Origin of the sequence: Streptomyces sp. DvalAA-14 (assembly GCF_900091855.1) — a bacterium.
Taxonomy (GTDB): domain Bacteria; phylum Actinomycetota; class Actinomycetes; order Streptomycetales; family Streptomycetaceae; genus Actinacidiphila.
The window spans coordinates 1-19,988 of the sequence record NZ_FMCH01000074.1; the positions used below are offsets into that span (position 1 = coordinate 1).

Sequence of the window (19,988 nt, forward strand, 5' to 3'; positions counted from 1 at the left end):
TTGCCCCTCCCGGTGGTGCCCGGACCACCCGCCCGTCCCGGGCCCGGCGCGCAGTTCCCCGCGCCCCCAGGTCCACGCACCCCACCCCAAGCGGCAACCCAGCCCCGGACCGCCCGGGCTGCCCCCTCCTACCCGTGCCCGGACCACCGCCCGCCCCGCGCCCCTCGCCCAGGCACCCCCACCCAGTCCGCCCCCCGCAGGGGTCAGAGCTTTTGGACCGGGGCGTAGCGCAGGAGCAGTTGTTTGGGGCGGTCGTCGCCGAAATCGATCGTGGCCTTTTCGTCGCCGGGGCGGCCCGCGACCGCTACCACCGTGCCGAGGCCGAACTGGTCGTGGGTGACGCGGTCGCCGACGGCGAGGGAGATCACCGGGCGGTCGCCCGAGGAGCGGCGGGTGGCGAAGCCGCCGGTGCTGCCGCGGCCCGCGGCGCCGCCCCGTGCGGACAGGGAGGAGGACAGGGAGGCCGCCGCCTTCGACACGGGCCCGGAGCCGGCTCCCGCCGAACCACCCGTGCGCTTCCACTCGATGAGCGCGGCCGGGATCTCCTCCAGGAAGCGGGACGGCGGGTTGTAGGCCGGCTGGCCCCAGGAGCTGCGCATCATCGAGCGGGTGAGGTAGAGCCGCTCGCGGGCCCGGGTGATGCCGACGTAGGCCAGCCGGCGCTCCTCCTCCAGTTCCTTGACCTCGCCCAGTGCCCGCATGTGCGGGAAGACCCCGTCCTCCATGCCGGTGAGGAAGACCACCGGGAATTCGAGGCCCTTGGCGGTGTGCAGGGTCATCAGGGTGATGACGCCGCCGGACTCGGTGTCGTCGTCCGGGATCTGGTCGGAGTCGGCGACGAGTGCGACCCGCTCCAGGAACTCCGGCAGCGTGCCCGGCTCGCCCTCTCCCCGGTCCTGTTCGAACTCCAGGGCCACCGAAGCGAGTTCCTGCAGGTTCTCCACCCGGGTCTCGTCCTGCGGGTCGGTGGACGCCTGCAACTCGGCCAGGTAGCCCGTGCGTTCCAGAACCGCTTCCAGGACGACGGCGGGCCCGGCGCCCGATTCCACGATCGTGCGCAGCTCGTCCATCAGGGTGTTGAACCGCTTGACGGCGTTGGCGGAACGGGCCGCCATGCCGTAGGCCTCGTCGACCCGGCGCAGCGCCTGGGGGAAGGAGATCCGCTCCCGCTGGGCGAGGGCGTCGATCATCGCCTCGGCGCGCTCGCCGATGCCGCGCTTGGGCACGTTGAGCACGCGGCGCAGCGGGACGGCGTCCTCGGGGTTGGCCAGCACCCGCAGGTACGCCAGCACGTCGCGGACCTCGCGCCGCTCGTAGAAGCGGACACCGCCGACGACCTTGTACGGCAGGCCGACCCGGATGAAGACTTCCTCGAAGACGCGGGACTGGGCGTTGGTGCGGTAGAAGACGGCGACGTCGCCGGGGCGGGCGTCACCGGCGTCCGTCAGCCGGTCGATCTCGTCGGCGACGTACTGCGCCTCGTCGTGTTCCTGGTCGGCCGCGTAGCCGACGATGACCGGGCCGTCGCCGGACTCGGTCCACAGGTTCTTCGCGCGCCGGCTGGCGTTGCGTTCGATGACGGCGTTGGCGGCGGACAGGATGGTCTGGGTGGAGCGGTAGTTCTGCTCCAGCAGGATGGTGCGGGCCTGCGGGTAGTCCTCCTCGAACTGGAGGATGTTGCGGATGGTGGCGCCGCGGAAGGCGTAGATCGACTGGTCGGCGTCACCGACCACGCACAGTTCGGCGGTGTCGTCCCCGGTGCCGACCAGCTCGCGCACCAGGGTGTACTGGGCGTGGTTGGTGTCCTGGTATTCGTCGACCAGGACGTGGCGGAAGCGCCGCCGGTAGTGGTCGGCGACGTCGGGGAACGCCTGGAGCAGGTGGACGGTGGTCATGATGATGTCGTCGAAGTCCAGGGCGTTGGCCTGGCGCAGCCGGGCCTGGTAGAGCGCGTACGCCTCGGCGATCTTCTTCTCGAAGGCGTTCTCCGCCTGCCCGGCGAAGGTTTCCTCGTCGATCAGCTCGTTCTTCAGGTTGGAGATCTGGGCGCTGAAGGCCTTCGGCGGGAACTGCTTGGGGTCGAGGTCCAGATCGCGGCAGACGAGTGCCATCAGCCGCTTGGAGTCGGCGGCGTCGTAGATGGAGAAGGACGAGGTGAAGCCGAGCGACTTGGATTCGCGGCGCAGGATCCGGACGCAGGCGCTGTGGAAGGTGGACACCCACATCGCGTTCGCCCGCGGGCCGACGAGCTCCTCGACGCGTTCCTTCATCTCGCCGGCGGCCTTGTTGGTGAAGGTGATGGCGAGGATCGAGCCGGGGTGCACCTGGCGGGCGCCCAGCAGGTAGGCGATGCGGTGGGTCAGCACCCGCGTCTTGCCGGAGCCGGCACCGGCCACGATGAGCAGCGGGCCGCCGGCGTGCTCGACCGCGGCGCGCTGCTGGTCGTTGAGCCCCACCAGGAGCTGGGCGGGGTCGGTGGCGGGGCGGGCGGCGCCGTCGCGGTAGTGGCCGTCACGCGGCGGCGGCCCGTCGAAGCGGTCGCCGAACAGATCGTGCGGTACGTCCTCGGCCGGCGCCCCACCCGCTTCGTCGTCCGGCTCCGGCGGCTCGGGCGCCGCGGAATCGGCCGGGCCGTGCACGGCGTCGAGACCGGAAAGGAAGCTGTCGTCAAAGAGGCTGCTCATCGCCTCCCGAGTCTAGGCGCCCGCACCGACACCTTCCCCCCGGTTCGCCCGAGCGCGCACCGACACTCACCCCGGTTCACCCGAGCCCGCCGCCGGGACCGGGCAAGCCCGGGCGGGCCGGGGCGAACCCGGGCGCGCCGGCCGCCGAAACCGGCTGCGCGACCGTAGCGCCATTACCACGTTCCGTAACCAATCCCATCGCTCGGCAAAAGATTACGAAAAGGTATCGGGCCTATCGGACACGCCCCTTCCCAGCGGCCCTGACCTTTGGCTACGGTGCCGCACCAGGCAGAGCGTCCGGAAGGAGTCCGCCCGGCATGGCGACACACCGTAAGGCCCGTCCCGCGATACTCAGCACCCCCGGCCCGCGTGCGGCCGTGGGGCTGACGACCGCGGCGCTGGCGACCGTGACCTTGATGACGGAGAGCGCGAGCGCCACCCCCGCTCCCGCGAAGCCGGCCCAGCCGTCGATCGCGGCCGTGCAGGCGAAGGTGAACACCCTGCTGCATCAGGCCGAGGTCGCCACCGAGAAGTACGACGGCGCCAAGGAGAAGGCGGAGCAGCAGAACGTCGCCGCCAACAAGGCGCTTTCCGCGGCCGCGAAGAAGACGCAGGCGCTGAACGACTCGCGCCGGGTGCTCGGGGAGTACGCCGCCGCGCAGTACCGGGACGGCGGCGACACCACCACCAGCCGCTATCTGATGTCGCCCGACCCGCAGTCGGTGCTGGAACAGGTGCATCTGACCGGCATGCTGGCCAAGCGGCAGAAGGCGGCCGTGGCCACCTACCGGGTGCAGCAGGCCGCGGCCACCCAGCAGCGGATCGAGGCCGGCAAGAGCCTGGCCACGCTCACCGCCCAGCAGGCGCAGCTGAAGACCGCCAAGGCCGATGTGCAGGCCAAGCTGAGCCAGGCCCAGCACCTGCTGAACAATCTGACCGCCCAGGAGAAGGCCCGGCTGGCGGAGCTCCAGGCGCAGCAGGAGGCGGCGGCGCGGGCGAAGGCGGCCAAGATCGCGGCGCAGGAGAAGACCAAGAAGGTCGCGGCGAACTCCTCGATCGCCGATCAGGCCATCGCCTTCGCGCGGAGCCAGCTGAACAAGCCGTACGTATGGGGCGCGACGGGGCCGGACTCGTGGGACTGCTCGGGGCTGACCCAGGCGGCGTACAAGGCGGCCGGGATCACCTTGCCGCGCACCACCTACGACCAGGTGGACGTCGGCACCCGGGTGTCGGAGGCGGACCTGCAGCCGGGCGATCTGATCTTCTTCTACAGCGATGTCAGCCATGTCGGGCTCTACATAGGCGGCGGCAACATGATCCACGCGCCGCACACCGGTACGGTCGTCAAGATCGCGCCGATCACCGAAATGCCCTTCTACGCGGCCGTACGCCCGTATTGATCCACCGGTCGGTGGCGTGCGGGGCCGCGTCGGCCCCCCGCAACCCCGCAGAATCCAACAGAACCCGTAAGATCACAAAGCGATTTCAGTCACATTGCGATCCAAACTTCCCACGAAGTGCAGAAGTTGACTACGGTAGCTCGCTAGGTGGCTTGATTCCCCGCCGGTGCCAGTACCGGCAGCACGTCACCTCCGCTCAATCCGGCCTCGGCCGGAGCCGGGGACCCACTCAGTAATCCGGGGTGAATCGGGACGGACGCCGGGAGGCGTCGGGACCGTAGGGCGACCTTTCCGCCCGAACCCGTCAGCTAACCCGGTCGGCGGCCCACGGAAGGAGTCGCCTCCTTGGCGTCGCACCGCAAGCCGCGTACCCATCTCCTCGCCTCGGCTGCCCCGCGCGCCGCGGTGGGAGTCACCGCGGCGGCCCTCGCGTCCGTCACCCTGCTGAGCGAGAGTGCCAGCGCCGCCCCGGCGCCGGCCAAGCCCTCGATCAGCGAGGTCAAGCAGCAGGTCGACACCCTCAACCAGCAGGCCGAGGTGGCGACGCAGCAGTTCGACCAGGCCAAGGAGAAGACCGACACGCAGCGGGCCAAGGCCAATCAGCTGCTGGAGCAGGTCGCCCGCAAGACGCAGACGATGAACGACACCCGCCGCGTTCTGGGCCAGTTCGCCACCGAGCAGTACCGCGACGGCGGCATAGGTGCCAGCACCCAGTTGCTGCTGTCGGCCAACCCGGACTCGTTCCTGCAGCAGACGCACATGATGTCGCGGCTGTCCCAGACGCAGGAACAGGCGCTGAAGACCTTCCGGGTCCAGCAGGAGCAGGCCAACATCCAGCGGGCGCAGGCCACCAGCAGCCTCAAGGCGCTGACCGACGCGCAGAGCAAGCTGGCGGTCCAGAAGAAGAACGTCGCCCAGAAGCTGGCCGCGGCGCAGAAGCTGCTCAACAGTCTGAACGCCGAGCAGCGCGCCAGGCTCGCCGCGATGAACACCCCGCCGAAGTCGAAGTCGACGGCCACCTACGCGTCGACGTCCTCGTCGTCGTCCTCGTCGGCGTCGTCGTCCTCGTCCGCCCCGAGCTACAACGGCCCCGCCTCCGGGCGCGCCGCCGCGGCGGTGCAGTTCGCCCTGTCGCAGCGCGGCAAGCCGTATGTCTCCGGTGGCACCGGCCCCAACGCCTACGACTGCTCGGGCCTCACCCAGGCCGCCTACCGCGCAGCCGGCATCAGCATCGGCCGCACCACCTGGGACCAGGTCACCGACGGCACCGCCGTCTCGGAGTCCGATCTGCGCCCCGGCGACCTGGTGTTCTTCTACTCCGGGATCAGCCACGTCGGCATCTACCTCGGCAACGGCGAAGTGGTGCACGCGCCGCACAGCGGTGCGTCGGTGGAGATCGCCCCGATGAGCTGGATGCCGTTCGCCGCCGCCCGCCGCATCGCCTGACGAGGGCGCTCCGGACCGCCTTGCGGGCGCCCTTCGGGGCGCCATAGCAGCCTTCGCCCGCCGGGGCGCGCGGACGGCCGCATCGGTCAGGGCGGATCCGGATACGGGCGGATCACCCGTCGAACGGCGATCGGTTGTGGTCGGGTACGGGCGACATGGGCCAGTCCCGGTCGCCCTCTGTAGCGCGCCCCCGAACGGGGTTTAGCGTCGCCTGTCAGGTGGCCGACCCCACAGCTGTCGCGAAAGCGGCGGTCCGGCCGCCCACGCCGAAGGTCCGGCGGCCGTCTGTCCCCCCGTACAGACGCCGCCGGACCACCGGTCGGTTCCGCTCCGGGCCGGCCGAAACCCTCGGACCGGCTCCCCGGAAGGAGTGACGGCCGCCATGGCCTCACACAGTCGCGACCCGCACTTACGCACCGCCCGCCCCACCCGATCCACCCGGTTTCCCCGCCTCACCCGGTCCACGATGTCCCGCGCGGCCTGCACGCTGGCACTCGCCTCGGCCGCCTCGGTCAGTCTCTTCGGGGAGACCGGCCAGGCCGAGCCGCGGCTGACGCCCGAGCAGGTCAAGGCGCAGGTCGACGTCCTCTACCGGCAGGCCGAGCAGGCGACCGACCAGTACGACGGCGCGAAGGAGCAGGCGGACAAGGCCCGTTCGGCGGTCGAGGACCTGCAGAACGAGTTGGCCCGCAAGACCGCCCGGCTCAACACCGCCCGGGACACCGTCGGTTCGCTGGCGGCGGCGCAGTACCGCTCCGGGACCATCGACGCCACGCTGCAACTCGCGCTGAACTCCTCGCCGGGCACCTACCTCGAACGGGTCTCCCTGGTCGACCGGTTGGGCGACCGCCAGGCCCAAGCCCTGGACCGGCTCACCGCCGAGCAGCGGAGCATCGCCAAGACCCGCGCCCAGGCGAAGGGCAAACTCGCCGCCCTGCGCACCGCCCAGGACCGCCTGGCCGCCCACAAGCAGGCCGTCCAGACGAAGTTGAGCCAGGCCCGCGCGCTGCTGGCCCAACTCACCGCCGCCCAGCGGGCCGCTTTTGACGCCTCCGACGCCTCGGACGACGCCGCGTCGCCGGCTGCCGCCCCTGCCGCCGCGGTGGCGGACACCACCCGTTCCACCACCCGCCCCCCGCTGAGCGCCGCCCCCGCCCCCTCCGCCCGGGCCGCCGCAGCCGTCGCCTTCGCCTACCGCGCCCTCGGCCTCCCCTACGTCTGGGGCGCCACCGGCCCGTCCTCCTTCGACTGTTCGGGCCTCACCCAGGCCGCCTGGCGCGCCGCCGGCGTCTCCCTGCCCCGCACCACCTACACCCAGATCAACGCCGGCACCCGCGTCTCCGAGTCGCAACTACGCCCCGGCGACCTGGTGTTCTTCTACTCGGGTATCTCCCACGTGGGCCTCTACATCGGCAACGGCCAGATGATCCACGCCCCGCACCCGGGCGCGGCGGTCCGGATCGCCCCCATCAGCGAAATGCCGTTCGCCGGCGCGACCCGGCCCAGCTGACGCCGTAACGCTGCGCTCGACCCCCGGCGGCGCCACGCCTGTCGGGGGAACAGCGGCCGACGAAGGGGCGGCGGCGAGGCGAGGGAGGCGGCAGGTGCCCGGACAGCGCGTGTTGCGGCAGGAGCTGAACCCGCGGCGTCATCAGTCCGGTTTCGTCAGCCGGACCGGCGAGTTGAGCGTCTTCCGGGACAATCCCGCCCGAGTACGGGAGCCTGCCGGAGAACGTCGTCGCCGCGCTGAGCGGCCACGGCCGGCTGAACGCCCGCTGAACTTCGGCAGGCCCTTTCCGTGCCCCCTGCCCTGGTCCAACTGCTCCTGGCCGAGCTGAAACCCGCGGAGGCGACTTCGCGGGGTGCCGGGCCGGCGGGTGACCACGCCTGAGGTGTGGTGGGCGCGCCCCCTGAGCGCGCCCACCGCGGGCCGGATCCTCCCCTGTTCGCTCCTCGGCGGATTCGGGCCGCGAGGAGAAGGGACCCGTTCACAGACCAGCGAAGCGCGTCCTCGGCGGTGGATCAACGGTGGACCGCGACGTATCCGGTCATGTCGCACATGGGAAGGGACAAACGCCGTCAGACGGGCAGATCCTGCGCGGCGGCATACGCCACGAACGAGCCCCGGGATCGGGAACGCCTCGTACCAATCGACGACCACGGCGTCAGCTTCGTACCGCATGTAGTCCTGCGAGTAGGACGCATACGGGTCCGGCTTCAAAAACGCGAACCCCGCCACCAGCGCCCCCTGCGCCCCGGACAGGTCGTCGGCGACTTGGAGGAGCCGCACTGCTGCCCAGCGAGTTGCTGACCAACGCGGTGCGTCATTCGCGTGCCCCCGGTCGGCAGATCAGCGCGCGCTGTCGGCTGGGTTGGAGCTCACGCTGCCGGTCGGGCCGAAGTGAACCGCGGGCCGGGCGGGCGCGTCAGGGCAGGTGCCGGATGTCGTCGGCGCCGGTGTCGGCGCGCAGGCGGGCCGCCTCCTGGCCGGGCGGGACGCCGAACAGGCGGCGGTATTCGCGGTTGAACTGCGAGGGGCTGTCGTAGCCGACGAAATGGCCGACACCGGCCACGTCGCCGGGGTGGCCGACCAGCAGGGAGCGGGCCTCTTGCAGCCGGATGCGCTTCTGGAACTGCAGGGGGCTCATGGTCGTGATGGCCCGGAAGTGCCGGCCGCCACAGGATCTCCCGCTCGATCAGCGGGGCGAGTACGGGGGCGTCGGCCGGGTGGTCCAGCAGCCGCAGCATGCGGGCGACCGGATCGAGCAGATCGGGGCCGAGCCCACCGGTCGCGACAGCGGGCAGGCCGGCTGCGGTGCGCGACCACCCGCCGTCCGGGGCCTCCAGCAGCAGCGGGGCGATGGCGGCGGGGCGGAGTACCAGCCCCATGCCCAGCGACGGCGTCTGCGGGCTGAGGTCGATGTAGTGGCCGGTCACCGGCAGCGCGGCGGTGACGACGAGACACTGCCCCGCCCGGTACTCGTGGACCTGGTCGCCCGAGCACCTGCGCGTGCTGGACGAGGTCTCCGCGCCCACGCTGGACTACCCGGCCTCGATGCACGGCGCCCAGCGCGCGGTGCTGCAGTTCGCGGGCAGCACCGTCGACGGCGAGCCGTCCGCCGTGTATCCGCCGCTGCTGCAGAGCGCCGTGCGCTACTGAGCCGGCGTTCGCCGCTGAGCCGCCGGCGCGGGCCGAGGCGCCCGGCCGCGCCGAAATGGCCGGGAACGTGTCCGGCGCCGTCCGGCCGAGGTCACGGTTCGGCCTAGCGCGGGCAGAAGGGAAGCAGAAGGGAAAGAGAGCGGCGTAGGGTCGGCTGTCGTTCGCAGTGCGCGGGGGAAACGGGAGAGGGAAAGCGGACCGGCGGGAGGTCGGAGATGCAAGCCCTGACGGCCAGTTGGGCGGGGTGGGTGGCGGCGTACGAGCAGCACTGCAAGGCGTTGCCGGGGCCCACGCACACGGTGTGCCCGAATTGCGGGGCGGACGAGCTGCGGGTGATGTTCGCCGGGCGGACGGAGCGGCGGACGGGCTATGCCGCGTTCTGGTGCGAGGGCTGCCTGGTGGGGATCCATCTCGGGCGGTGCGCGGTGCCGGAGGGGGCCGCGATGGAGTCGCTGGACACGCCGGTGGAACAGCGGGCGGTGCGGGTGCCCAATTACACGATGCTGTGGCCGGACGAGGCGGAATGACGCCCGGGGCCGGGCGGCGCGCTCAGACCAGCCGCCTTGCCGTCGCCCACCGGGTCAGCTCGTGCCGGTTGGACAGCTGCAGCTTGCGCAGCACCGCCGAGACGTGCGACTCGACCGTCTTGACCGAGATGAACAGCTGCTTGGCGATCTCCTTGTAGGCGTAGCCGCGGGCGATCAGCCGCAGCACCTCGCGCTCGCGCTGGGTGAGCCGGTCCAGGTCCTCGTCGACCGGCGGGGCGTCGGTGGAGGCGAAGGCGTCCAGCACGAAGCCGGCCAGCCGGGGGGAGAAGACGGCGTCGCCGTCGCGGACCCGGAAGATCGAGGTGACCAGGTCGGGGCCGGTGATGGTCTTGGTGACGTAGCCGCGGGCGCCGCCGCGGATCACGCCGATCACGTCGTCGGCCGCGTCGGACACCGACAGCGCCAGGAAACGCACCGGGTTGTCGGGGTCGGCCATCAAAGCGGCCGACCGGCGCAGCACCTCCACCCCGCCGCCGCCGGGCAGGTGCACGTCGAGGAGGACGACTTCCGGCCGGGTCGCGGCCACCACGGCGACCGCCTGGTCCACGTCCGCGGCCTCGCCGACGACCTCGACCCCGGTCTGCTCGGTGGCGCCGATCTCCGCCTGCACGCCGGTACGGAACATCCGGTGGTCGTCCACCAGCACCACCCGGACCGGCCGCCCCGCCCCCTCGGAAGCCGGACCCGGAACCGATCCCGTCCCCATATCAGCGCTCATGCCGCCGCCACCCTCTCCATCTCCAGCTCGACTTCCGTACCCCCGCCGGGCGCCGGGCGCAGCCGCGCCTGCCCGCCGTTGCGCTGCATCCGCCCGATGATCGACTCCCGCACGCCCATCCGGTCGTCCGGTACCTGGTCGAGATCGAAGCCGGCTCCGTGATCGCGGACCGAGACGAAGACCTTGGTCTCCTCGACCTCCGCGTACACCTGGACGGCGTCAGCGGCCGGGACCACGGCGTCGGGGGATCCCGTGGAACTGCCACCGTACTTGGCCGCGTTCACCATTGCCTCCCGCGCGGCCTGGATCTGGGCCGCCAGCCGCTCGTCCAGCGGGCAGTCACCGACGCACACCACTTCCACCGGCACGCCGTGCGCGTCCTCCACCTCGGCGGCAGCGGCGCGTACGGCGTCGGCCAGCGTCGTCGGCTCGTCGTCGCGGCCGGTGCCCTCGGGGCGGTAGAGCCAGGCCCGCAGTTCGCGTTCCTGGGCACGGGCGAGCCGGGTCACCTCGCGGGGCTCCTCGGCATGCCGCTGGATCAAGGTCAAGGTGTGCAGCACCGAGTCGTGGACGTGCGCGGCGACTTCGGCCCGCTCCTGGGCGCGGATGCGCATCAGGCGTTCGGCCGACAGGTCCTGCGTCATCCGGATCAGATACGGGCCCGCTATCAGGGCGACGCCGACCAGGACGGCCAGCGCGGCCTGCAGGATGCCGCCGAGGTGGCTGCCGGAACCGCGGACCACGATGAAGCCGGTGACGCCGGCGATGACCAGGCCGACCCCGGCCGCCGCCCGGGCCAGCGGCCAGAACCGCTTGCCGTGGCTCATCTCCACCCAGCGGGCCTTGCGGGCGTTGTCCGCCTGCCGCCAGACCAGGGCCACGCCCAGGGCGATCACCAGCAGTGGCCACACCGCGCGGTTGGCGGCGCCGAGGTTGAGGTTGTCCACCAGGATGCCGGTGCCGACCGCGAGCGCGATCAGCGCGATGATCTGGCCTTTGTCGGGGCGCTTGCCGGCCAGCCAGGAGCGCGCGTCCCGGGGTTCCTTGGCCTCGGCGACGCCGCCCACGCCCAGCGGCACGAAGAACCAGAAGACCGCGTAGAGCAGCAGGCCGATACCGTTGAAGGCCGACAGGACCAGGAAGAACACCCGCACCCACAGCACCGGCAGACCCATGTGCCCGGCCAGCCCGCGGGCCACTCCGCCGACCATCCGGCCCTCGGAGCTGCGGTAGAGCTTGCGCATGCCGGCGACCTCGGGGTCGGGCGGGGACAGGAACGACGCCCCCTTGGGTGCCGAGGACCCGGGCGGGGCGCCCGGGCGCGTCCCGGTGGGCGGGCTGGTCGCAGACATACCCCGATCGTCACACAGGCGCCGCACCGGGAGCATCAGGGTTGACCCCGGAGATCCCGCCCCCGCCCTTCCGCCGGGCCCGCCGGCCCAGCCAGCCGCTGCCCGATCCCGGACCATCCGCCTGTCACGGCTGGTCGCGCGCTCCCCGCGCCCCCGACCAGCCCCGCGGGCCCGGCCCCGCGCCACCGAACCAGCCCCGCAGGGCCCTCAGGGGACGGATCAGGGACGGACCAGGGTCGGACCCGGTCCCCACGGGGCGGCCGACCGGTCACCATGGTCGTATGACGGACCAGCCCGCGGCCCCCGCCGCCCCGGACGCCCCGGACGCCCCGGAGGACGCGGTGCCGGATCCCGGCGCCCGCAGGCGGGAAGGCGGCGAAGAGACCGACGCCCGCCCCGGGTTCGCCCGCAGCCGGAACCAGAAGGTGCTGGCCGGTGTATGCGGCGGGGCCGGGCGGTACTTCGACGTGGACCCGGTGATCTTCCGGGTGGTGCTGGTCGTGCTGTCCCTCACCGGCGGCATCGGCCTGATCGTCTACGGCATGGGCTGGCTCGTCATCCCGCAGGAGGACGAGCGGCAGAGCGAGGCGCACCGGCTGCTGTCCGGCCGGATCGAGGGCGCGCCGATGACCGCGGTGCTGATGGCGCTGGTCGGCTGCGGCCTGTACGCGTCGACGATCGGCAACGGCGACAACCAGGCCTTCTCGGTTCTCCTGCTGGCGGGGACGACCGGCGCCGTCTACTGGTCCCAGCGGCGGCGCGGGACGCCGGAGGCGGTCTCCCCCGACATGGCCAACGCGGTGGCCGACGCGCCCCCCGCCGTCCAGGCCCCGCCGGACCCGGGCAGTTCGCCGTCCTGGTGGCGGGAGCCGCTGACGAAGGAGCCGGCCTATCTGTGGGGGCCGGACGACGGGCCGTACGGCCAGGAGGACAAGATCGCCTGGCGGGAACGGAAGAAGGCGGCCCGCCGGGCGAAGGGCTCCTGGCTGTTCGGCTTCACGGTCTGCCTGCTGGCCGTGGTCGCGGCGGCCGTCGGCGTCGGGGCGTCCTGGCAGTACCAACCGGCCGGCACCAGCCTGGAGATCGGTCTGACCGCCGCGCTGGGCGTGCTCGGCGCGGCGTTCGTGCTCGCCTCGTTCGCCGGCCGGGCCCGCGGCGGCACGGTCTTTCTGTCCCTGCTGACCGTCGCCGGCCTGATCGGCGCGGCCACGCTGCCCAAGAGCGGCCACGGCCTGGGCAGCACCACCTGGCGGCCGCAGACGCCGGCCGCCGTCCAGAAGCTCTACCAGCGCGGCGCCGGCACCGGCACCCTCGACCTGCGGGGGCTGTCGCCGGCCGGCGGCACCGTCGTCACCGCGGTCAGGATCGGCGCCGGGGAGGTCGTGCTGCGGCTGCCGCGCGACGCCGTCGTCGTCATCGACTACAACCTCGGCCTCGGCCAGGTCCTGCTGCCCGGCGAGAGCGACGGTCACGGGCACCTCGGGCGGCACCGGCACCAGGTCCTGACCTACCGGCCCCCGGCCGGCACCGCGTCCGCCGGCACCGTCGACCTCGATGTCGATCTCACCGTCGGCCAACTGAAGGTGATCCGATGAGGCGCCACCGTTTCGAGCCGGCCGCCCTGATGATGGGGCTGGTCCTGCTCGCCATCATGACGGGCTTCATCCTCGACGCCTGCGGGGTGCTGGACCTGTCGGACCCGCACCGCTCGATCCCGGCGGCCGGCTCCGCGCTGGCCCTGGCCGCCGTGACGGCGCTCGTCACACAGGGCGTTCGGAGCGTACGGAACCGGGCGCGCCGGCGTCGCTGACGCCGTCCACCCGGGTCGAGCCCGCCACCGCCGGCCGGCCGGCCGGGCCGGCCCCGCGCCGCTGCTTGATCAGCGCGTCCAGCGACAGATAGGGCGTGCCGGCCAGCACCAGCGGCAGCCACGCCATCAGGTAGGCCAGGTCGTTGCCGTAGTAGTACGGCGTCGTGGACCAGCTCACCGTCAGCCACAAGCTGAGCGAGATGAGCGCACCGCCGAGCGCGGCCACCCGTCCCAGCAGCCCGAACAGGATGCCGAGACCGGCCGCCAACTCGCCCAGAGCGATGGCGTAACCGAAGCCGTGCGGCGCCTTGAGCGCCAGGTCGATCATCGCCGGTATCGCGGCCTGGTCGTGGGAGCCGTGCAGGATCTGCACCAGCGAGCCGTTGGCCGAGTCGGTGAAGAAGGTGTTGCTGGTCAGCTTGTCGAGTCCGGCGTAGATGAAAGTCACACCGAGGAAAATCCGCAACGGCAGCAGTGCGTAGCGACGAGCGGTTTCCCGCCACACCTCAAGCATCGTCTCCCGCCTCTCCCGCCGTCCGTGCTCCCGGTGGGAGCGATGGGTCGGAACGGCCGCGTTCACCGGGATATACGTACACCGCTCGGCTGTGTTTCAGCGACCGGCCGGAAATTCCGGGCCCACCCCCGGCTCAGTCCCGGGTCACTCCCACTCGATGGTGCCCGGCGGCTTGCTGGTGACGTCCAGCACGACCCGGTTGACGTCCTTGACCTCGTTGGTGATGCGGGTGGAGATCTTGGCCAGCACGTCGTAGGGCAGCCGGGACCAGTCGGCGGTCATCGCGTCCTCGGAGGAGACCGGGCGCAGCACGATCGGGTGGCCGTAGGTGCGGCCGTCGCCCTGGACGCCGACCGAGCGGACATCGGCCAGCAGCACCACCGGGCACTGCCAGATGTCGCGGTCCAGGCCGGCCGCGGTCAGCTCCTCGCGGGCGATGGCGTCGGCCTCGCGCAGCAGGTCGAGCCGCTCGCGGGTGACGTCGCCGACGATCCGGATGCCCAGGCCCGGGCCCGGGAAGGGCTGGCGCTGGACGATCTCCTCGGGCAGGCCCAGCTCCTGGCCCACCATCCGCACCTCGTCCTTGAACAGCTGGCGCAGCGGCTCCACCAGCTGGAACTGCAGGTCTTCCGGCAGCCCGCCGACATTGTGGTGGGACTTGATGTTGGCGGTGCCGGTGCCGCCGCCGGACTCCACCACGTCCGGGTACAAGGTGCCCTGCACCAGGAACTCCACCGGCTGGTCGTCGGGCGCCTCGGCGACGATCTCGGCCTGCGCCTGCTCGAAGACCCGGATGAACTCCCGGCCGATGATCTTGCGCTTCTGCTCCGGGTCGGACACGCCGGCCAGCGCGGACAGGAACCGCTCGGCGGCGTCCACCACCTTGAGCTGGACTCCGGTGGCGGCCACGAAGTCCTTCTCGACCTGCTCGGTCTCGCCCTTGCGCATCAGGCCGTGGTCGACGTAGACGCAAGTGAGCTGCGAACCGATGGCCTTTTGCACCAGGGCGGCGGCGACCGCGGAGTCCACTCCGCCGGACAGGCCGCAAATGGCCCGGCTGCTGCCGACCTTCGCGCGGATCAGCGCGAGCTGCTCGTCCACCACGTTCGTCGTCGTCCACGACGGCGTGATGCCGGCGCCGCGATAGAGGAAGTGCTCCAGGATCTGCTGGCCGTAGGTGGAGTGCAGCACCTCGGGGTGGTACTGCACGCCGTAGAGCCGCTGGGCGTCGTTCTCGAAGGCGGCGACCGGCACGACGTCGGTGGACGCGGTGACGGTGAAGCCCTCGGGCGCGGCGGAGCAGGCGTCGCCGTGCGACATCCACACCGACTGCTCGGCGGGGGTGCCCTCGAAGAGGGTGGAGCCGGGTTTGGAAACGGCCAGCGCGGTCCGGCCGTACTCGCGGGCGCCGGTGTTGTCCACGGTGCCGCCGAGCGTGGTGGCCATCAACTGGAAGCCGTAGCACATGCCGAAGACCGGCACCCCGGCCTCGAAGATCGCCCGGTCGAGCGTCGGGGCACCGTTGGCATAGACCGAGGAGGGGCCGCCGGACAGGATGATCGCCCGCGGCTTTCTGGCCAGCATCTCCGCCACCGGCATGGTGGACGGCACGATCTCGCTGTACACCCGGGCCTCGCGGACGCGGCGGGCGATGAGCTGGGCGTACTGCGCTCCGAAGTCGACCACGAGGACGGTGTCGGTGACGGTGTCCGGGGTCGGGTCGGGGGCGGCTGGGGTCGCTGATGCCACGGGCGGCCTTCCGGCGGTTGCTGCGAGGGGGGTCCGGCATCGAGTCTACCCGGGCTGGACAGGGCCCCCGGCGACCCCTTGCGTGCCTGCCGGTGCGGTGGTCCATACTGAGCGTCATGCAGATGCACGCCTTCGCGTTTACCTATGGCACCGGCCGGTCCGGCTGCCGTGGTCGCGTCGCGTTGTAACTGCTGACAAGCGACCTACCAGGCGCCCCGGGCCACTCGGCCCGGGGCGCCTGTCGCGTCCGGGGGTCCGGGGGCCCGGCCGTCCGACACCCCGAGGAGCAGCCATGACCGAGAGCGCGACCACACCGACCGAGGCCGTCCGGCCCGAGCCCGCGCGGCCGGCGGTGAAATCCGGGCCCGCGCGGCCCGAGGCCGCCGCCGCGGCGGCCGACGCCGAGTCCCTGATCGCCGGCAAGCGGCGCCGGATCGACGATCTCGACGCCCGCATCATCGCCCTGGTCGGCGAGCGCATGGCGGTGTCCGCGGAGATCCAGACCGCCCGGATCGGCGCCGGCGGCCGGCGACTGCACCTGAACCGGGAGATGGAGGTGCTGCGCGGTTACGGCGAGGCGCTGGGCAAGCCCGGCACGGCGCTGGGGATGACGCTGCTGGAACTCTGCCGCGGGCGGGTCTGAGCGACGGGGCCGAGCGGGCGGGTGCCGAGCGGGCGGGTGCCGAGCGGCGGGTCCGAGCGGCGGGTTTTGAGGGCCGGACGGCGCCGGGAGGCGGGTCACCCGCCGGTGCGCCGGACACCCCTTTCAGGGGGATCACCCGAACGGCACGTGACCGCCTCGCGGCCCCTTCGTTGATGGGAGTGTCCGTGCCAGCCAGGGGCGGTCACCCAACACCACGCGTGGAACAAGGACACCGCCCAGACGCAGCTGGGCGGGGTGCAGCCGGTGCGATGAGGCGGGTGCAGTCGTGCACCCGCCGTGGGACCTCGCATCGGTGACCAGTGGCCGGACGGCAGGGGACAGCAGCCCGGTCACGACTCAAAGAGGCGGTCGGCTCTCAGGGACGCCTGGGACCGGCCGCTCTGCGGATGACACATTACCGCGTTTTCCGGGCTTTTTGGACGGCAAGCAGGCCGAGAAGTCGACCCGGGGGTCCGCGGCGGCGTTTGCCACCGCGGCGCTCATGCCGGTCAGCGGACCGTCAGGACTCCGGTCCCGTCGGCCTGGGCGGCACCGCGGGCACGGGAAGAAAAGGCACCCGCAGCGCCCCGAAGGCGTGTTCCGGCACCGCCGGGGCGACCGGCTTCACCGCGGCGATCCTGCGGTAGGCCGCACCCTGCTCCGGACGCGGGTCCGCCTCCCCCTTGTTGGGCCACAACGCCATCGCCCGCTCCGCCTGCGCGGTGATGGTCAGCGACGGATTGACACCGAGATTCGCCGACACCGCCGAGCCGTCCACCACCGAGATGCCCGGGTGCCCGTACAGCCGGTGATACGGATCGATGACGCCGTGCTCGGCGTCCTCCCCGATCGGGCAGCCGCCGAGGAAGTGCGCGGTCATCGGCCGCTGGGTCGCCTCGCCGACATTGCTGCCCGCGAAGCCGCCGATCTCCGCGGCGATCAGCCGGGCCGCCTCCGCGCCCTCCGGAATGTGGGTGGGATTCGGCGCGCCATGGCCCTGCCGGGCGGTCAGCAGCCCCTTGCCCGGGCCTTTCTTCTTGCGGAAGGTGGTCAGCGAATTGTCGCTGGTCTGCATGACCAGACCGATGATGGTCCGCTCCGACCACCGGTAGTTGGACAGCGACCGCAGGGTGAGCAGCGGGTGCCGGACGTTGTTGCCGAGGAACTCCAGCCAGCGCGGCAGCCGGCCGCGGTACGGGGCGGCCAGCATGGACAAGGTGCCCATCGCGTTGGAGCCGCGGCCGTAGCGGACCGGCTCGATGTGGGTGTGGTCGTTGGGGTGCACCGAGGAGGTGATCGCCACGCCCCGGGTGAAGTCCAGCGGGCGGCCCGGGTGCCGCCTGCGGTAGCGGCGGTCCGAGGTCTGCGCCCCCACCAGGGCCTCGGAGTTGGTCCGGGTCAACTCGCCGAGCCGCGACGAGATCCCGGGCAGGCGGTGGCCGTCGCGCATGGCGTGCAGCAGCGTCTGGGTGCCGTAGGTGCCGGCCGCGATCACCACCTGGCGGGCCCGCAGCACCTGCCGGTCGCCCTTCTTGCGGCGGTCGGTGGGCACGGTGGTGACGCGGTAGCCGCCCCCGGCGCCTCCCCCGGCGCCGCCGGTCCGGCCGGGACCGCCCGCCGGGTCCTCGGTGAGGTCCACCACGGTGGTCATCGGGTGGACGACGGCGCCGGCCCGCTCGGCCAGGTACAGATAGTTCTCGTTGAGGGTGTTCTTGGCACCGTGGCGGCAGCCGGTCATGCACTCGCCGCACTCGGTGCACGCGCTGCGGGCCGGACCCGCCCCGCCGAAGTACGGATCGGGCACCTCCTGGCCGGGCGCCGCCCGCACCTGCCCCTCGGCGTCCTGGCCGTCCCCGAAGAACACCCCGACCGGCGCCAGGTGAAAGGTGTCCCCCACCCCCATCTCCTCGGCGGCGGCCCGGAGATGGACGTCGGAGGGGGTGAGGGTCGGATTGAGCCGCACCCCGAGCATCCGCCGCGCCTGGTCGTAGTACGGCGTCAACTCCTCCTGCCAGTCGGTGATGCGACCCCACTGGCGGTCCCGGAAGAAAGCGGCGGGCGGCACATAGAGGGTGTTGGCGTAGTTCAGCGAGCCGCCGCCGACACCCGCGCCCGCCAGCACCAGCACATTGCCGAGCACATGGATGCGCTGGATCCCGTACAGGCCGAGGGACGGCGCCCAGAGGTAATTGCGCGCGTCCCAGGAGTTCTTGGGCAACTCGCCGCGCTCGAAGCGGCGGCCGGCCTCCAGGACGCCCACCCGGTAGCCCTTCTCGGTCAGCCGCAGCGCCGCGACCGCGCCGCCGAAGCCGGAGCCGACGACGAGCACGTCGTAGTCGTAGCCGTCTTCCTGTGCCACGGGGACCTCCCGGTGTCGGGGTGCGGCGCGGGGCGCGCTTCAGGGTGGTGGTGTGCGGGCGGGGACGGGGCGAGGACCAGGGGGCGTCAGCGGATCCGCAGGGTCTTCATCAGCCGCAGCGAGTAGTCAGGAACGCCGCGTACTTCTCGTCGTCCATGCCGAACCCCGGGCCGAGCGGCATCAGTCGCTGGGTGGCGACGGTCTGCGCCTCGGTGTATTTCCATATGCCCTCCGAGCCGTGCCGCCGGCCGAGCCCGGAGTCCTTCATGCCCCCCATCGGGGCGCGCACACTGCCGTACGCGGAGCCGTAGGCCTCGTTGACATTGACCGTGCCGGAGCGCAGCCGGGCCGCGACGCGGAAGCCGCGCCGGGTGTCCTTGGTCCAGACGCTGGCATTGAGGCCGTAGTCGCTCGCGTTGGCCCGCTCGACCGCCTCGTCCTCGTCGCGGAAGCGGTAGACGGAGACCACCGGTCCGAAGGTCTCCTCGGTGCAGACCGCCATCGGGGGCTCCACGCCGTCGAGCACGGTCGGCTCGTAGACGTAGGGGCCGACGTCGGGGCGGGGCCGGCCGCCGGTCAGCACGGTGGCCCCCTTCTCGCGGGCCTCGTCCACATGCCGGCTGACGGTCGCCAACTGCCGTGGGCCGGCCAGCGATCCCATGTCGGCCCCGAAGGCGAGCCCGGTACCGAGCCGGAGCGCTTTGGTGCGGGCGACGAACTTCGCCAGGAACGCGTCGGCGACCGACGCGTCCACGAACAACCGCTCGACGGAGATGCACAGTTGCCCGGCGGAGGAGAAGCAGGCCCGGACCGCGCCGTCGGCGGCCTTGTCGAGGTCGGCGTCGCGCAGCACCAACAGTGGGTTCTTGCCGCCGAGTTCGAGGGACGCGCCGATCAGGCGGGCGGCGGCGCGCCCGGCGATCTCCCGGCCGGTGCGGGTGGAGCCGGTGAAGGACACGTAGTCGGCGTGCTCGACCACGGCCGGGCCCACCACCGGACCGTCGCCGATCACGATCTGGAAGACGCCTTCGGGCAGCCCGGCCTCGATCAGCTGCTCGCGGGCCCACAGCGCGGTCAGCGCGGTCTCGGTGTCGGGTTTCATCACCACCGCGTTGCCGGCCGCCAGGGCCGGCAGGGCGTCGCCGACGGACAGCTCCAGCGGGTAGTTCCACGGCGCGATCTGGCCGACCACACCGCGCGGCTGGCGCAGCTCGACGGCCTTGGTGAGAGCGGGGAAGGCGCCGAGGTGTCGTTTCGGCCCCAGATAGGCGGGCGCCTTGAGGCCGTAGTGGCGGGCCTCCATCGCCACGATCTGCACCTCTTCGTGGGCGTGCAGCCGGGTCTTGCCGGTTTCCAGCTGGATCAGGTCGAGGACCTCCGCCTGGCGGCGCAGCAGCAGGTCGTGGAAACGGAGCAGGACGGCGGCGCGCCGGCGGGGCGAGGTGGCGGCCCAGGGGCGCTGGGCCGTACGGGCGCGGGCGAAGGCCTCGGCGACCTCCTCGGGCGAAGCCTCCGGCAGGTCGGCGAGCCGTACGCCGGTCAGCGGAGTGTGGCCGGCGGTCCGGCCGCTGCCGATGACGCCGCGGGTCAGCCGGGCGAGGAGGG

The 19,988-nt window shown here is 72.3% G+C and carries 15 protein-coding genes, 2 pseudogenes and 1 riboswitch; of the genes and pseudogenes, 8 read left to right on the forward strand and 9 right to left on the reverse strand.

The genetic code is table 11. The features are described from left to right. Positions 1 to 203 precede the first annotated feature (203 nt). Positions 204 to 2,684 (reverse strand): DNA helicase PcrA, encoded by a 2,481-nt coding sequence (gene pcrA, locus GA0115240_RS03805; RefSeq protein ID WP_093735223.1) that lies wholly within the window; start codon positions 2,682 to 2,684, stop codon positions 204 to 206. Between the two features lie 317 nt (positions 2,685 to 3,001). On the opposite strand from pcrA, the gene GA0115240_RS03810 reads away from it, so the two are divergent. From GA0115240_RS03810 to GA0115240_RS03820, 3 genes are all read left to right on the forward strand, one after another. Further along, complete coding sequence (locus GA0115240_RS03810; protein ID WP_093735224.1) at positions 3,002 to 4,084, forward strand: C40 family peptidase; 1,083 nt, start codon at positions 3,002 to 3,004, stop codon at positions 4,082 to 4,084. Between the two features lie 183 nt (positions 4,085 to 4,267). After that, a riboswitch (cyclic di-AMP (ydaO/yuaA leader) is annotated at positions 4,268 to 4,423 on the forward strand. A gap of 6 nt (positions 4,424 to 4,429) precedes the next feature. Continuing rightward, complete coding sequence (locus GA0115240_RS03815) at positions 4,430 to 5,530, forward strand: C40 family peptidase (protein WP_093735225.1); 1,101 nt, start codon at positions 4,430 to 4,432, stop codon at positions 5,528 to 5,530. A gap of 382 nt (positions 5,531 to 5,912) precedes the next feature. After that, positions 5,913 to 7,040 (forward strand): C40 family peptidase, encoded by a 1,128-nt coding sequence (locus tag GA0115240_RS03820; protein ID WP_093735226.1) that lies wholly within the window; start codon positions 5,913 to 5,915, stop codon positions 7,038 to 7,040. Positions 7,041 to 7,956: 916 nt separating this feature from the next. Here GA0115240_RS03820 and GA0115240_RS39115 read toward each other — a convergent pair. Both GA0115240_RS39115 and GA0115240_RS39120 read right to left on the reverse strand, forming a co-directional pair. Then, a complete protein-coding gene (locus GA0115240_RS39115; protein ID WP_370673267.1) occupies positions 7,957 to 8,178 on the reverse strand; it encodes a helix-turn-helix domain-containing protein in 222 nt (73 codons plus the stop codon). A gap of 85 nt (positions 8,179 to 8,263) precedes the next feature. Then, a pseudogene (locus GA0115240_RS39120) lies at positions 8,264 to 8,566 on the reverse strand (AraC family transcriptional regulator); the annotation flags it as partial. Between GA0115240_RS39120 and GA0115240_RS35420 the strand changes: the two are divergent. Further along, the gene (locus tag GA0115240_RS35420; protein ID WP_202451003.1) at positions 8,481 to 8,690 is read left to right on the forward strand and encodes a hypothetical protein; all 210 of its coding nucleotides are present in this window, start codon (positions 8,481 to 8,483) and stop codon (positions 8,688 to 8,690) included. The pseudogene GA0115240_RS39120 and the gene GA0115240_RS35420 sit on opposite strands and share 86 nt — an antisense overlap. A gap of 215 nt (positions 8,691 to 8,905) precedes the next feature. Beyond that, positions 8,906 to 9,217, forward strand: coding sequence for a hypothetical protein (locus GA0115240_RS03830; RefSeq protein WP_093735227.1), 312 nt, complete (start codon positions 8,906 to 8,908; stop codon positions 9,215 to 9,217). A 22-nt stretch (positions 9,218 to 9,239) separates the two neighbouring features. On the opposite strand, the gene GA0115240_RS03835 is transcribed toward GA0115240_RS03830, so the two are convergent. Both GA0115240_RS03835 and GA0115240_RS03840 read right to left on the reverse strand, forming a co-directional pair. Continuing rightward, positions 9,240 to 9,956 carry a LuxR C-terminal-related transcriptional regulator gene (locus GA0115240_RS03835; RefSeq protein ID WP_093735228.1) on the reverse strand — a complete coding sequence of 239 codons (717 nt, stop codon included), beginning with the start codon at positions 9,954 to 9,956 and terminating at the stop codon, positions 9,240 to 9,242. Further along, positions 9,953 to 11,308, reverse strand: coding sequence for an ATP-binding protein (locus tag GA0115240_RS03840; protein WP_370673268.1), 1,356 nt, complete (start codon positions 11,306 to 11,308; stop codon positions 9,953 to 9,955). The genes GA0115240_RS03835 and GA0115240_RS03840 overlap by 4 nt, the downstream gene beginning before the upstream one ends. 281 nt (positions 11,309 to 11,589) lie before the next feature. Here GA0115240_RS03840 and GA0115240_RS03845 point away from each other — a divergent pair, with 281 nt between their 5' ends. Both GA0115240_RS03845 and GA0115240_RS03850 read left to right on the forward strand, forming a co-directional pair. Beyond that, positions 11,590 to 12,903: a PspC domain-containing protein gene (locus GA0115240_RS03845; RefSeq protein ID WP_093735230.1), complete on the forward strand. Its 1,314-nt coding sequence runs from the start codon at positions 11,590 to 11,592 to the stop codon at positions 12,901 to 12,903. Beyond that, a complete protein-coding gene (locus GA0115240_RS03850) occupies positions 12,900 to 13,118 on the forward strand; it encodes a hypothetical protein (protein ID WP_093735231.1) in 219 nt (72 codons plus the stop codon). The genes GA0115240_RS03845 and GA0115240_RS03850 overlap by 4 nt, the downstream gene beginning before the upstream one ends. Here the strand turns inward: GA0115240_RS03850 and GA0115240_RS03855 are convergent. Both GA0115240_RS03855 and guaA read right to left on the reverse strand, forming a co-directional pair. Beyond that, on the reverse strand, positions 13,069 to 13,632 hold the full coding sequence (locus GA0115240_RS03855; protein WP_093735232.1) for a DoxX family protein: 564 nt from the start codon (positions 13,630 to 13,632) through the stop codon (positions 13,069 to 13,071). The two genes, GA0115240_RS03850 and GA0115240_RS03855, sit on opposite strands and share 50 nt — an antisense overlap. 144 nt (positions 13,633 to 13,776) lie before the next feature. Then, complete coding sequence (guaA, locus tag GA0115240_RS03860; protein WP_093735233.1) at positions 13,777 to 15,381, reverse strand: glutamine-hydrolyzing GMP synthase; 1,605 nt, start codon at positions 15,379 to 15,381, stop codon at positions 13,777 to 13,779. A gap of 292 nt (positions 15,382 to 15,673) precedes the next feature. On the opposite strand from guaA, the gene GA0115240_RS03865 reads away from it, so the two are divergent. Then, positions 15,674 to 16,024 (forward strand): chorismate mutase, encoded by a 351-nt coding sequence (locus tag GA0115240_RS03865; protein WP_093735234.1) that lies wholly within the window; start codon positions 15,674 to 15,676, stop codon positions 16,022 to 16,024. Positions 16,025 to 16,544: 520 nt separating this feature from the next. On the opposite strand, the gene GA0115240_RS03870 is transcribed toward GA0115240_RS03865, so the two are convergent. Beyond that, positions 16,545 to 18,383, reverse strand: coding sequence for a GMC oxidoreductase (locus GA0115240_RS03870; protein ID WP_093735235.1), 1,839 nt, complete (start codon positions 18,381 to 18,383; stop codon positions 16,545 to 16,547). 86 nt (positions 18,384 to 18,469) lie between these two features. Beyond that, positions 18,470 to 19,988, reverse strand: a pseudogene (locus tag GA0115240_RS03875) (succinic semialdehyde dehydrogenase); the annotation flags it as partial.